A 13511-nucleotide genomic window follows, 5' to 3' on the forward strand; every position below is an offset into this window, starting at 1 on the left:
AGCCACTCCCCCGCCTTCTTCCACTCCTTCTTCGGCAGCCCCTTCGCCGTCCCGCACGGGGTGGTCGCGCCGCCTGCGGCTGGCGCCGCTCGTGCTGACCGCGTCGGCCCTGACCGTGGGGCTGGCCGCCGGACCGGCGCTCCCGGCCCCCCTGCCCGCCGCCGCAGGGTCCGCGCCCTCCTCGACCCGGGGCGGGGCCGAGGCGCAGCGGGTCCAACTGGAGAAGCTGGCACGGCAGTTGGTGGCCGCCGGGGCGCCGGGGGTGGTGGTGCGGGTGGACGACGGCCGGGGCCGGCCCGTCGAGATCGCCGAGCAGGCCCCCTGGGCCGCGGCGGACCAGCGGCTCGCGGTGGGGGACGAGTTCCGGATGGGCTCCAACACCAAGACCATGATGGCCGTGATCGCCCTGCAGCTGGCCGCCGAGGGGCGGCTCGCGCTGACCGACCCGGTGGAGGCGTGGCTGCCGGGCCAGGTGCCCGGCGGCCGGGCGATCACACTGCGGATGCTGCTGAACCACACCAGCGGCCTGCCCGACTACACCGAGGACCCCGCCGTCCTGCCGTCGATCCTCGGCAAGGACCCGCACCGGTGGACCTCCACCGAACTGCTCGCCGTGGGCGTCAAGCGCCCGGCACTGTTCCCGCCGGGCACCCGGTGGTCCTACAGCAACACCGACTACGCGGCGGTCGGCGCCGTCCTGGAGCGGGTCACCGGGGCGAGCCTCGCCGACCTGCTCCGGGACCGGATCGCCCGGCCGCTGGACCTGAAGCACACCTACCTCGCCACGGACGGCAGCTGGCGCGGGCGCTACGTGCGCGGCTACGAGCCGGACGCCGCCCACATGCCGGCGCAGGTGCCCGCCGCGTTCCGGGACGTGGCCGGGGTGCACCGCGACGGCCGGGTGGACGTCTCCGGCAACGACCCGGGCTGGGGCGGGGCGGCCGGGGCCGTGGTGTCCACCGCCCAGGACTGGTCGCGCTTCTACAACGCGCTGATGTCCGGCGGGCTGCTGCCCGCGGCCCAGCTGGCGCAGCTGCGCACCACCGTGCCGGTGGACCCGCAGAACCCGGTGGACGGACCCGGCTCCGGCCTGGGCATCGGGACGGTCCGCACCCCCTGCGGCACCGTCTGGGCCCACGACGGGGGAATCACCGGGTACTCCAGCACCAACCTCACCGACGGCACCGGCAGCCGTACGGCCACCGTCCTGATCTCGACCGAGTTCCTGTTCGAGTTCGGGGCCGACGCGAAGCTCGCCGCGGCCGGCCAGGCCCTGCAGAGTGCGGTGACCTGCGCCATGTTCGGCAAGCCGGCCCCGGCCCCGGCTTCAGCTCCGGCTCTGGCTACGGCTACGGCTACGGCTACGGCTCGCTGACGGGGGCGGGTGCGGTGATGAGAGTGGAGAGCAGGTCCCTGGCCTCGGTCCGCGTCATCGCCGCACCCGCGGCGTGGGCGGACGCGAACCCGGCGGCTCCCAGGTCGGCCGTGGCCCGCCCGGCGATCCTGCGCACGTCGGTGTCACCGAGGTCGTCCGAGCCCCGCAGCAGGTCGGCGGCGCCGAGCAGGTGCGCCGCCTCCCCCGGCCGGCCGCAGCACAGCTCGATGTCGGCGGCCGCCACGGCGATCCGGGCCGCGACCGCCGAGTTCCAGGTCAGCACCGCGTGCACCGCCGGGTCGTCGAGCCGGCGCACCGCCGCGTCGGGCAGGCCGTCCGCCGCGTCCAGCTGCGCGAGCACGCCCAGCAGCAGGGCGGTGAGGTGCGAGGGCACCGGCTGGCCTCCGGGGGCCTGGGCCAGGGCGGCCAGGGCGTGCGCGCGGGCCGGCTCCCGCCGCCCGGCCCGCCACTCCAGCTGGGCCAGGCCCAGGCACACCAGGGCCCGGGGCTCGGCCCATCCGGCCTGCGCCACCTGGTCGAGCAGGCCCGCCAGCTGCCGCCGCGCGCCGTCCGCGTCCCCGGCCTGGGCGCGCGTCAGGGCGGCCTGGACATCGCTGTCGACCGTGTCCTCCTGCATCCCGAGCTCCTGGAAGTAGCGGGTGGCCCGCTCGTTCATCGCCAGCGCGTCGGCCAGGTCGCCGGAGCGCCGCCGCAGCGAACCGAGGGTGCTCAGCGCGGACGCCATGCCCCACCGCTCGCCGAGCGCCTCGAAACCGGCCAGCGCGCGGACGAGGAAGCCCGTCGCCTCGGTGACGTCGCCGCTGTGCAGGGTCAGCAGGCCTCGCACGAGCAGGGTGAACGGGCCGCTGGAGGGGTCCTTGCGCCCGCCGTCCGGGAGGTCCGGGGAGCCCGGGGAATCCGAGGGGGCTGGAGGGTCAGGGGGTCGGGCGTGTGCGGGGGCGGCTGCGGGTCGGCGATGGTCGCGGCCATCCGGGCCAGCTCCAGCAGGGGGTGGACAGCGGGGTCGACGCCCGCCATCGCCGCCTCGATCCGGCCGAAGGCGGCCGCCCTGTCCTCCGGCCGGCCGATGGACTCGGTGCCGACCTCGTACGTCGCGACCACCAGCGCGCGGGCCGCCGGATCGGCCGGCCCGGGGACCTCCAGCACCCGTTCCAGCAGGTCCAGCGACTCCGGCGGATAGCCCCGCATGGACCAGAACCAGCACAGTGCGGCGCCGAACCGGACCGCCGTCGCGGCGTCCCCGGACTCCACCGCCCAGCGGATCGCCGCCAGCAGGTCGTCCCGCTCGGCCGACAGCCGGGCCAGCCAGCACAGCTGGTCACGGGTGCGCAGCCGCGGCTCCGCGGTCTCGGCCAGGGCGAGGAAGAACCCGCAGTGGCGTTCGCGGGCGGCGCCGTCCTCCCCGCGGCGGGTGAGCTGCTCCAGGCCGTACTCCCGGATGGTCTCCAGCATCCGGTAGCGGGGCTCGCCCGTGGCGGCGGCTCCGAGCGGGTGCAGCAGCGACTTGTCGACCAGCGCCGCCAGCAGCTCCCGGACGTCGCGGGCCGGGGCGTCGTGGTCGGGGTGCGGGGCGGCGAGCCCGCCGATCGCCTGCGCCGCGTCCTCGGTGAAGCCGGCGGGCGCCACCGACAGCCGTTCCAGCAGCGCCCGTTCGTCGGGGGCCAGCAGCTTCCAGCTCCAGGCCACCACGGCGCGCAGCGTCCGGTGGCGGGGCAGGGCGGTGCGGCTGCCCCGGGTGAGCAGCCGGAAGCGGTCGTCCAGCCGGGCGGCGACCACCTCGGCGGGCAGGGTGCGCAGCTGGGCGGCGGCCAGTTCGATCGCCAGGGGCAGGCCGTCCAGGCGGCGGCAGATCTCGACCGCCGCCGCCGGCGCGCCGTCCTCCTCGGCGAAGCCGGGGCACACGGCGGCGGCCCGGTCGTGGAAGAGCCGGACCGCCGCGCAGGCGCGGGCCTGTTCGGGTGTCGAGCCGGGTGCGGGCAGTTCCAGGGGGAGCACCGGGTGCAGGTTCTCGCCGTCGATGCGCAGCGGTTCCCGGCTGGTGGCCAGGACCCGCAGCCCGGGGCAGCGGCCGAGCAGGGTCTCGGCCAGCGCGGCCGCCGCCTCGATCACGTGTTCGCAGTTGTCCAGTACCAGGACCGGGTCGTCGTGTGTGAGCACCTCGGTCAGGCGGTCCAGGATCTCCTCGGGGGTGCCGGGGCGGCGGGCCGGGGCGGCGGCGTTCTCGGGCAGGTCGGCCTCGCGGGTGCGCAGGGCGTCGAGCACCGCGCGGGGCACGTCCGCCGGGCCGGCCGGGGCCAGGGCGACGAACCACACCCCGCCGGTCGGGGTGAGGCGGCGGCCGACGGTGGTGGCCAGCCGGGTCTTGCCGGACCCGCCGGGTCCGACCAGGGTGACCAGGCGGGCTCGGCCGAGCAGCTCGGCCACCCGGCGGATGTCGTCCTCGCGGCCCACGAAGCTGGTCAGCGGGGCGTCCAGGTTGCCGGGCGGCCGTGCTCGGCGGGGTTCGGGCCGTTGGGGTGGCGGCTGTTGGGGTGGCGGCCGGTCGGCGGGCGCGCGGCGGTCGGGGGGCGGCCGGTGGTCGGGGGGTGCCGGGAGCTCGCCGCGCAGGACCGCGAGATGGGCCGCCTGCAGCTGCGGACCGGGGTCGCTGCCGAAGGTGTCGGCCAGCCGGGCGCGCAGCCGCTGGTAGGCGGCCAGGGCCTCGGCGCCCCGGCCGGCGGCGGCCAGGGCCCGGATCAGCTGGGCGTGCAGCCGTTCGTGCAGCGGGTGCCGCGCGGTCAGCGATTCGAGTTCGGCGGTCAGCTCCGGTCCGGCGCCCAGCGCGAGGTCGGCCTCGATCCGGTCCTCCAGGGCGGCCAGCCGCGCCCGCTCCAGCCGCCGGGCCTCGGCGTCGGCGAACGGCGCCTCGCGCACGTCCGCCAGCGCGGGGCCGCGCCACAGGGCCAGGGCCTCCCGCAGGGCGGCGGCGGCCTCGGCCGGCCGGCCCTGCGCGTGCAAGTGCCTTCCGGAGCGGGCCAGTTGCTCGAACCGGGCGGTGTCCACCGCGGCGGCCTCGACGGCCAGCCGGTACCCGGCCGGTCCGAAGGTGAGCAGCGCGGGGTCGCCCAGGACGCCCCGCAGGCGGGACACCAGTGACTGCAGGGCGTTCGCCTGGTCGGCCGGTGGCGCCTCGGCCCACAGCGCGTCCGCCAGGGCCTGCGGCCGGACGGCGCGGCCGGCGTCCAGCGCGAGGCAGGCCAGCAGCGCCCGCAGCCGCGCGCCGCCGATCGGCAGCGGGCCCGCTCCGGCGTCCAGTACCAGGGGTCCGAGCAGGCCGACGCGCACCGGGTCACTATCGCAGCAGCACCGGTTCGATCGTCAAGTCGCCGGTCGGCGCTCGCCCGGCCGGGCCGTGGGCGGCGCCCGGGGCGGCGGCCCGTCGCGTCCTCGGGGCGGCGATGGGGGGCCCGGGTGAACCGGTAGCCCCGGACAGCCATCCCCGGTCGCGCTCCGCATACGAATGTGTGTGGATGGTGACAGGCCGCCATTTCGTGGCGGGCCGATCGACCATCACCACCCTTATCTGGAAGGGCTCTTCCCCCATGCGTACTGCGCGCCGCGTCCTGACCGTCTCCGCCCTCTGCCTCCCGATCGTTCTCGGCGGGGCGACCATCGCCTCCGCCGACACGCCCGACAACATCCCCTCCCTGAACTACGACCACGGGGCGTTCTCCGTCGGCCCGAACGGCAGTGCCCTGCACATCACCGACGTCCAGTTCGGTCCTGACGGTGCCTCGTTCCTCGACGCCGCCGTCGCGGTGGGCCCCAACGGTGTCGCCGGCTACGCCACCGAGACCGGTATCAGCCTCGCGGGCTGATCCCCGCCGCTCCCCCATGCCGGGTGCCCCGGGACGGTTCGTCCCGGGGCACCCGCACGCCCGGGGCCGGGCCGGGCCGGGCGCGCCGTCGGCCCTGCGGTGTTCAGGCGGCCCGGCGCGGGCTGACGAGCATGCGGATGTCGTCGGCCGCCCAGAGGACGAACCGTTCGGCCGGGACCACCCGGTGGCCCGGCACGGGTCGGAAGCGCAGGCGCTTGAGGAGGACGGCCAGCAGCAGTTCGCACTCGACCATGGCCAGGGCGGCGCCCTCGCAGCTGCGCGGGCCGAACCCGAAGGGGACCCAGGCCAGCCGCGCGCGTCCGGCCGCCTGCTCCGGGGTGAAGCGCTCGGGGCAGAACCGTTCGGGCTCGGGCCAGTGGTCGGGGTTCAGGTGGACGGCCCAGAACGGGTAGAAGACCACCGCCCCGGCGGGGACCTCGTACGCGCCGAGGGTGAGTGCCTCGGTGGTCTGGCGCGCGCCGTAGGGGCCGGGCGGGTAGAGGCGCATCGACTCCTGGAGGACCGTCCGCAGGTACGGCAGGCGCCTCAGGTCGGCGTACCCGGGGGCCGGGCGGTCGCCGAGCACGCGGTCCAGTTCCCCGGTGACGCGTGCGGCCGCCTCGGGGTGGCGGCCCAGCAGGTGCAGGGTCCAGGAGACGGCCACGCCGGTGGTGTGGTGGGCGGCGAGCATCGCCGCGAGGACGGTGTCGCGGATCCGGGCGGGGCGCTGGCCGGCCTCGACCAGTGCGCCGACCAGGTCGCTGCGGTCGGCGCGGGCGCCGTCGCGGTGGGCCGCGATCACCCGGTCGACCGTCGCGCGCAGGAGGGCGAGCGCCCGCGCGGTCCGCTCGGCGCGCTCCTGCGGGTCGACGGCGCAGGGCACCTGGTAGAGCCGTTCCAGGTAGTCGGCGAGCACCTCCTCGAAGGCGGCGGCGACGGCGTCCGGGCCCTCCACCTCGCCGCCCAGGGCGTACGCGCAGATCATCCGCAGGGACAGGGCGGTCAGGTCCTGCTGCAGCGCGACGGCCTCGCCCCGCGCGCCCCGCGCGGCCCAGCGGTCCGCGAGGCCGGTCGCGAGCGCGGTGAAGCGGTCGAAGGCCTGCTCGTGGGAGGGGCGGCCGGCCAGGACCGAGAGCAGGGTGCGGCGCCACGGGGCGTGTTCGTCCGCCGGGAGCACCTGGAGGTTGCCGGCCTCGAACAGCGGGTCCAGGAAGGAGAACAGGCGCTCGGGGCGGCGGTCCAGGTGCGCGGTGGCCTCCAGCAGCACCGGGTCGGCGACCGAGACGGCCGTCTCGGCGCCGGGCAGCTGGAACCGCGCCACGGGGCCGTACTCGGCGTGCAGCCACAGCTGGTAGGTGTGCAGCCCGCCGGCCTGCGCGATGGCGCCGACGCCGCCGTCCGGCCGGGGGTCGGGACCGGGGATCTTCATCGGACCTCCTGGTGTCGCATGGCCGGAGCCGCCGCCCGGGCGGTGGACGCGGGCGGCGCAGTGCCGACGGCCGTGGGGACCAGGATCGCGTGGGGGCGCGTCCGCCGGCAGGTGGCGGCGCCGGGTCGGGCGGCGGTGGGTGGCAGGCCGGGGGTCCGGGCAAAGTGGCCAGCGCTTGCCATCAATCAGCGTGCGCAACTATTGTTGTGTCAGACAAAGTGCACCTGCAATCACCCGGGGAGGCGTCCCCTCGCCTCTCGCGCCACCGGCCCCACCCGCCTCGCCCCGCGACAGGAGTCCGCCCATGAGCACCACCCTCTTCACCCCCTACACCCTGAGGACCCTGACCATCCCCAACCGCGTCTGGATGGCGGCGATGTGCCAGTACAGCGCCGCTCCGGACGGCGACGCGGCCGGCGCCCCGACGGACTGGCACTTCGCCCACGTCGCGGCACGCGCCACCGGCGGCACGGGGATGATCATCATGGAGGCCACCGCCGTCAGCCCCGAAGGCCGCATCACCCCCTACGACCTCGGGATCTGGAACGACACCCAGGTCGCGGCCTTCCGGCGGATCACCTCCTTCCTGACGGCGCAGGGCACCGTGCCGGCGCTCCAGCTCGCCCACGCCGGCCGCAAGGCGTCCACCGAGCGCACCTGGATCGACCGCGGCCGCGCCCTCGCCCCGGACGAAGCCCACGGATGGACGCCGCTCGCCCCCAGCGCCCTCCCCTTCGCCCCCACCCACACCAGGCCCGACGAACTCACCGAGGAGCAGATCCGCGGGATCGTCCGGCAGTTCGCCGACGCCGCCCGGCGCGCGCTCGACGCCGGCTTCCGGGCCGTCGAGATCCACGGCGCCCACGGCTACCTGATCCACCAGTTCCTCTCCCCCCACAGCAACCACCGCACCGACGCCTACGGCGGCTCCTTCGAGGGCCGCATCCGCTTCGCCCTGGAGGTCGTCGACGCCGTCCGCTCGGCGTGGCCCGAGGACCTGCCCGTCCTCTTCCGCGTCTCCGCGACCGACTGGCTCACCGAGAACCCCCAGGACGGCCGCACCGGGTGGACCTCGGAGGACACCGTCCGCCTCGCCAAGGAACTCCTGGCCCACGGCGTGGACCTGATGGACGTCTCCACCGGAGGCCTCGTCCCCGACGCCACGATCGAGGCCGGACCCGGCTACCAGGTGCCCTTCGCCGAAGCCGTGCGCAGCGGGGCCGGCATGCCCGTGGCGGCCGTCGGCCTGATCACCGACCCCGTCCAGGCCCAGGACATCCTCGCCGCCGGCAGGGCCGACGCCGTCCTGCTCGGCCGCGAGCTGCTGCGCGACCCGTACTGGGCGCGCCGCGCCGCCGCCGAACTCGGCGCCCGGGTCCCCGTCCCCGTGCAGTACCACCGCGCGTAGCGGCGCCCCGGTACGGGCGGCGGGGGCCCGTGAAGGCCCGCCCGCCGCCCGCCGGTTCCGGACAACCTGTGATCAACTCTTCGGGTACCGCGGCGGGGACCGCGGCACGGGACGAACCATCAAAGGGGGACGGTCACATGGTCGAACTGTCGGACGGTGCGATGACCTGGGTGGCGGCCGGGGACAGCATCACCCGGGCCGCCCTGCACACCCACGGCGCGCGCGGCTGGGTGGAGCACGTACAGGAACGCCTCAGCTGGCAACTCGGCCGGCTGACGGACGTGGTGGTCAACACCGGCGTGTCCGGCTGGCGGGCCACCGACGTCCTCGGGGCGTACGACTTCGTCATCGGGCGGTTCGCGCCGGACGTGCTGTCGCTCTCGCTGGGGACCAACGACGCCCCCGCCGGGCCGGACGGGCTCGGGGAGTTCCGCGACGCCATGCGCGAGATCGTCGCCCGGTCCGCCGGCGCGCAGATCGTGCTGCACACGCCGCTGGTGGCCAGCCACGCCGGGCGCGCCGCCCGCCCCGAGCTGCCCGCGTACTGCCAGGCCGTGCGCGAACTCGCCGCGGAGACGGGCGCGTTGCTCGTCGACCACGAGGCGTACTGGCTCGCCGAGTTCCCCGACGGCGAGGCGATCCCGTGGCTGGACGACCCCACGCACCCCAACGGTGTCGGCCACCTGCACCTGGCCGACCACACGCTGCGCACACTGGGGCTGGGCGAGCTCACCGCCCTGTGAGCGGGGCGCGCTGGGCGCGCCGGCGGGGCGGTTGCCGCTGGTCCTGGGCTGATCGGCGGCTGGGCGGCGCCGGAAATTTTTGTCGGGTCCCTGTCTAGTTCGCTTGCGTCCTGGTGTGGTGGGATGTGCCCGTCACGGGATTGAAGGCGCTGACGGGGGTGCGCGGTGAGGGGTGGACGGCTGTGCGGGCTGGACGGGGACGCGGCGCGGCTTGCCGCGGCGGGCCTGGTCCGGCTGGGTGCGCAGGAGTGGGTGGGCGACGCGGCCGGGGCTCCGGCGTGGCTGGGGCCGGTGCGGGCGGCGTCGTTCGCGGACGCCTGGCTGGCGTTCGGCGAGCCGCCGGTGCCGGGGCTGCGGGTGCCGGCCGGGGAGGTCCTGCGGGCGCTCGCGTACCGGGCGGCGGAGCTGGTGCTCCAGGCCCGCGAGGGGGATGTGCCGGCGGTGCTGGAGTGGCTGGGCCGGCGGTCGGCGGAGGCCCGTGAGCAGGCGGGCCGGGCGGAGGTGGCGCACCCGGCCGAACCGGCCGCGCTCGCCCTGGTGTGGCACGGCGTCCAGGCGGTCACCGCCGACGACGGGGGCGGGGACGGGGAGGCGCACGGCCGGCGCATCGACGAGCGGGGCGAGGCGTACGTCCGGGAGCGGCACCACCGACAGGACACCCTGGCGCTGATGCTGGCCTGCGCCCGGATCGCGGCCGCCGCACTGGTGGAGTCGTGCGGCGGCGACCCGGGCCGGGTGGACGGGTGGCTGGAGGAGGACGCGGCCCGGTACATGGCGCTCGGCGGCCCGGCGCCGCTGTGGGTGCCGGGCCGGCCCGGGCAGCCGACGGGGTGAGGCCGGGGCGCGGCCGGACGGCGGGCGGGGCTCGGCGGGCCGGGCTCAGCGGGCCGGGAGGCTGAGGGTGGCGTGCAGCCCGCCGCCGGGGCCGGGGGTGAGGCCGAGGTCGCCGTGGTGGGCGTCGGCGATCGCCACGACGATGGCCAGGCCGAGGCCGTGACCGCGGCGGGCGGGGTCGGACTGGGCGGTGCGCCCGCGGCCCCGCAGGAAGGGCTCGGTGAGGGTGGGGACCGTCTCGGGGGCCAGGCGGGGGCCCGTGTTGGTGACGGCGAGCCGGACCCGGCCGGGGCGGTCCGGATCGGCCCCGGTGGTGACGGTGACGGATCCCCCGGTCGGCAGGTTGTGGCGCAGCGCGTTCTGCAGCAGGTTGACGGCGGCCTGGCGCAGCAGGACCGGGTTGCCGGTGGCGGGGGCGGGGCGGCAGTCGGTGGTGACGGTGACGCCCAGGGCGGCGGCCTCCTCCTGGACGGCGGCGAGGGCGTCGCGGGTGGTGCGGGCCAGGTCGAGGGGTTCGAGTTCGGGGGCGGTGTGGCCGAGGTCGGCGAGTTGGAGGAGGGCTTCGCTGATCTCGATGCCGCGCTGGTTGGTGTCCTGGAGGCGGGCGACGAGGGTGGTCCAGTCCTGGCGGGCCGGGTCGGCGGCGGCGACCTGGAGCATGGTGCGGGTGATGGCCAGGGGGGTGCGCAGTTCGTGGGAGGCGTTGGCGGCGAAGCGCTGCTGGGCGTCGAAGGAGCGCTGGAGGCGTTCGAGCATCTCGTCGAAGGCGTCGGAGAGGTCGGTGAACTCGTCGCGGGGGCCGGCGAGGGCGATGCGGTGTTCGAGTGCTCCGCCGGCGGCGCGGTGGGCGGCGCCGGTGATGTCCTGGAGGGGCCGCAGGACGCGGCCGGCGATGAACCAGCCGCCGATCGTGCCGACGGCGGTGAGCAGGGCCAGGGCGTAGCCGGAGATGGTGAGCAGGGAGCGGAGGATCTCCTGGCGGGAGGGGGCGGAGAGGCGGTCGCGGGGGTTGGAGGAGGTGAGCGGGTAGTTGGGGATGTAGCGCATGCCGACGTAGACGACGGCCAGGCAGAGGGTGCCGGTGATGACGGCGAAGAGGGTGTAGCTGAGGGTGAGCCGCAGGCGGGCGGTCAGGCGGCGCGGCCGCGGCGCGGGGCGGGTGCGGGGCGGGGCGCTCACGTGGGGGTGCCGTCGGTGAGGCGGTAGCCGACGCCGGGCACGGTCTGGATCACCCAGGGTTCGCCGAGTCGTTTGCGCAGGCCGGAGATGGTGATGCGGACGGCGTTGGTGAACGGGTCGGCGTTCTCGTCCCAGGCGCGTTCGAGGAGGTTCTCGGCGCTGATGACGCCGCCGCGGGCGGTCATCAGGACCTCCAGGACGGCGAACTGCTTGCGGGACAGCGCGACGTAGCGGCCGTCGCGGTAGACCTCGCGGCGGAAGGGGTCCAGGCGCAGTCCGGCGTATTCGAGGACGGGGGGCGCGGCCTGGGCGGGGCGGCGGGCCAGGGAGCGCAGCCGCACGACGAGTTCGGCGAGGTCGAAGGGCTTGGTCAGGTAGTCGTCGGCGCCGAGTTCGAAGCCGGCGACCTTCTCGTCGAGGCGGGCGGCGGCGGTGAGCATGAGGACGCGGCAGCCCAGGCGGTGCTCGACGATGGTGCGGCAGACGTCGTCGCCGTGGGTGCCGGGGATGTCGCGGTCCAGGACGACGACGTCGTAGGTGTGGACGGCCAGGCGTTCGAGGGCGGCGTCGCCGTCCGTGACGATGTCGCAGGCGATCGCCTCCAGGCGCAGGCCCGCCTGGACCGCCTCGGCGAGGTAGATCTCGTCCTCCACCACCAGGACCCGCACGCGCTGTTCTCCCGTCCCGCTCTTGCTGTCGATGCCGTTGCCGTCGGTGTCCATTGGACACGAACGGGCCTATCGAAAACGTATCGGTTAGTGCAGACGTCCTGGTAACACCGCATTTCCTCTCATGGTGTGGCCGCCGGGTTTCCCCGTCGCGGCGAGACGACGAGCGCCGGGAGGCAGCGATGGACGGGACGACGCGCCAGGAGGCGACGCGGGGGCGGACGGCGGGGGGCGGACGGCGGGCGATGGCCGTGGGCACCGGGGCGGTGGTGGTGCTGGCGCTGGCCGGCGCCTGCGCGGCCGCCGATCCGCCGGCGACCGAGGCGGCGCTGCGGACCCTGGCGGCCACCGTCGCGCCGTTCTCCTCCTCCCCCGCTCCGGGGCCCGGCTCCTCGGCGGGGGCGGACGGCGACATACCCGACGGCACGACGCTGACCCCGTTCGACACCGGGGCGCCGGCGGTGGGCAACCTGGACGGGCCGCTGCTGGAAGCCGTCCAGCAGGCCGCCCGGGACGCGCGCGCCCAGGGCATCGAGATGACCGTCACCTCGGGCTGGCGCAGCAAGGAGTACCAGCAGCGGCTGCTCGACAAGGGGGTGGCCAAGTACGGGAGTCTGGAGCGGGCCAGGCAGTTCGTGAACACGCCGGAGAAGTCGGCGCACGTCTCGGGCAAGGCGATCGACATCGGCCCGACCAATGCCGACTACTGGCTGATCCAGCACGGCGCGCGGTACGGGCTCTGCCAGGTGTACGGCAACGAGATCTGGCACTTCGAGCTGCTGACCAGCCCTGGCGGGACCTGCCCGGCCCTGTTGCCCGACGCGGCCGGGTAGGGGGCGTTCATGATCCGATCGCAGGAGGGGCTCGCGCCGGGGGCGGGGGCCGGGGCCGGGGCGGTCTCAAGGCCGGGGGCGGGGGCGGGGGCGGGCCCGGAGGCGGGGGGCGACCCGGCGGGTGTCTCCCGCCCGGGCGGCCGTCGACGCCGTCGGGAGCGGCGGCAGCGGCGTCCGCCGGTCGGGCGCTGGCGGCGCGGCCCCGTGGCCGCCGCCGTGGCCCTGCTGACCGCCCTCGCCCTGGCCGGTCACCGGCGGGTGCCGAGCCTGGGCGTCCAGCTGGGGAGCCTGTGGGAGAGCGCCCTGCCCTGGGCCGGCCTCGTGGTGCCCGCCGTCCTGATCGCCGCCGCGCTGCGCCGCGCGCCGGTGCCGGCGTGCGCCGCGGTGGTGCTGGCCGCGGTGTGGGCCGTCGTGCTCGGGCCGGTGCTCGCCGGCGGCGGCCCGCCGCCGGGGGGCGGCGCGGGCCAGGCCGGAGGTGCGGGCCTGACCGTGGTCACCCACAACGTGAGCGCGCAGAACCCGGACCCCGCCGGCACGGCCCGGGCGCTGCTCGCCGCCCGCCCCGACCTGGTCGCCCTGGAGGAGGTCACCGACGCCGCGCTGCCCGTCTACGAACACGTGCTGGACGCCGAACTGCCGCACCGCACGCGGATCGGCACCGTCGCGCTGTGGAGCCGTTACCCGGTGACCGACGCACGGCGGCTGACCATCGACCCGGGCTGGAGCCGTTCACTGCGGGCCGAAGTCCAGTCCCCCGGTGGGCCGTTGGCCGTGTTCGTGGTCCATCTCGCCTCCGTCCGGCTCAACATCACCGGCTTCGCCACCGCTCACCGCGACCGCAACCTCGCCGCGCTCGGCGCCGCGCTGGACGAGGAGCCCCTGCGCCGGGTGCTGCTGCTGGGCGACCTCAACACCGCCGCCGGGGACCACGCGCTCGCCCCGGTCACCAGCCGGCTGAGCTCCGCGCAGGACAGCGCGGGCAGCGGCTTCGGGTTCACCTGGCCGGCGGTCTTCCCGCTGGCCCGGATCGATCACGTCATGACCCGGGGCCTGTCCGCGACCGCCGCCTGGACCCTGCCCGCCACCTCCAGCGACCACCTGCCCGCCGCCGCCCGGCTGACGCCGTGAGGGGCGTGCGGGCGGCAGGCGCGGGGGTGGCGGGCG

At 76.4% G+C, this 13511-nt stretch carries 12 protein-coding genes; 7 read left to right on the forward strand and 5 right to left on the reverse strand.

What is annotated here, in order from left to right; genetic code table 11:
- Nucleotides 1-91: 91 nt before the first annotated feature.
- Entirely contained in the window at nt 92-1375 is a 1284-nt protein-coding gene (locus OG556_RS00065; protein ID WP_371515190.1) for a serine hydrolase domain-containing protein, read from the forward strand.
- Here OG556_RS00065 and OG556_RS00070 read toward each other — a convergent pair.
- Nucleotides 1362-2222, reverse strand: coding sequence for a hypothetical protein (locus OG556_RS00070; RefSeq protein ID WP_371515191.1), 861 nt, complete (start codon nt 2220-2222; stop codon nt 1362-1364). The two genes, OG556_RS00065 and OG556_RS00070, sit on opposite strands and share 14 nt — an antisense overlap.
- Nucleotides 2207-4720: a BTAD domain-containing putative transcriptional regulator gene (locus OG556_RS00075; protein ID WP_371515192.1), complete on the reverse strand. Its 2514-nt coding sequence runs from the start codon at nt 4718-4720 to the stop codon at nt 2207-2209. Before OG556_RS00075 ends, OG556_RS00070 begins: the two co-directional genes overlap by 16 nt.
- Nucleotides 4721-4977: 257 nt before the next feature.
- On the opposite strand from OG556_RS00075, the gene OG556_RS00080 reads away from it, so the two are divergent.
- Entirely contained in the window at nt 4978-5253 is a 276-nt protein-coding gene (locus OG556_RS00080; protein ID WP_371515193.1) for a hypothetical protein, read from the forward strand.
- A gap of 103 nt (nt 5254-5356) precedes the next feature.
- Here the strand turns inward: OG556_RS00080 and OG556_RS00085 are convergent, their stop codons facing one another.
- Complete coding sequence (locus tag OG556_RS00085; protein ID WP_371515194.1) at nt 5357-6682, reverse strand: cytochrome P450; 1326 nt, start codon at nt 6680-6682, stop codon at nt 5357-5359.
- A gap of 304 nt (nt 6683-6986) precedes the next feature.
- Here OG556_RS00085 and OG556_RS00090 point away from each other — a divergent pair, with 304 nt between their 5' ends.
- The 3 genes from OG556_RS00090 to OG556_RS00100 all read left to right on the forward strand — a co-directional run bounded on the left by OG556_RS00090 (nt 6987) and on the right by OG556_RS00100 (nt 9667).
- Complete coding sequence (locus tag OG556_RS00090) at nt 6987-8090, forward strand: NADH:flavin oxidoreductase/NADH oxidase (protein ID WP_371515195.1); 1104 nt, start codon at nt 6987-6989, stop codon at nt 8088-8090.
- Between the two features lie 137 nt (nt 8091-8227).
- The gene (locus OG556_RS00095; protein WP_371515196.1) at nt 8228-8833 is read left to right on the forward strand and encodes an SGNH/GDSL hydrolase family protein; all 606 of its coding nucleotides are present in this window, start codon (nt 8228-8230) and stop codon (nt 8831-8833) included.
- A gap of 165 nt (nt 8834-8998) precedes the next feature.
- The gene (locus OG556_RS00100; RefSeq protein WP_371515197.1) at nt 8999-9667 is read left to right on the forward strand and encodes a hypothetical protein; all 669 of its coding nucleotides are present in this window, start codon (nt 8999-9001) and stop codon (nt 9665-9667) included.
- A 45-nt stretch (nt 9668-9712) separates the two neighbouring features.
- Here the strand turns inward: OG556_RS00100 and OG556_RS00105 are convergent, their stop codons facing one another.
- Both OG556_RS00105 and OG556_RS00110 read right to left on the reverse strand, forming a co-directional pair.
- The gene (locus OG556_RS00105; protein WP_371515198.1) at nt 9713-10846 is read right to left on the reverse strand and encodes a sensor histidine kinase; all 1134 of its coding nucleotides are present in this window, start codon (nt 10844-10846) and stop codon (nt 9713-9715) included.
- On the reverse strand, nt 10843-11514 hold the full coding sequence (locus OG556_RS00110; RefSeq protein WP_371522504.1) for a response regulator transcription factor: 672 nt from the start codon (nt 11512-11514) through the stop codon (nt 10843-10845). Before OG556_RS00110 ends, OG556_RS00105 begins: the two co-directional genes overlap by 4 nt.
- 182 nt (nt 11515-11696) lie before the next feature.
- Between OG556_RS00110 and OG556_RS00115 the strand changes: the two genes are divergently transcribed.
- Nucleotides 11697-12347: a M15 family metallopeptidase gene (locus OG556_RS00115; protein WP_371515199.1), complete on the forward strand. Its 651-nt coding sequence runs from the start codon at nt 11697-11699 to the stop codon at nt 12345-12347.
- 204 nt (nt 12348-12551) lie between these two features.
- On the forward strand, nt 12552-13475 hold the full coding sequence (locus tag OG556_RS00120) for an endonuclease/exonuclease/phosphatase family protein (RefSeq protein WP_371515200.1): 924 nt from the start codon (nt 12552-12554) through the stop codon (nt 13473-13475).
- The last annotated feature ends 36 nt before the right edge of the window (nt 13476-13511 follow it).

Origin of the sequence: Kitasatospora sp. NBC_01300 (assembly GCF_041435235.1) — a bacterium.
Classification (GTDB): Bacteria; Actinomycetota; Actinomycetes; order Streptomycetales; family Streptomycetaceae; genus Kitasatospora.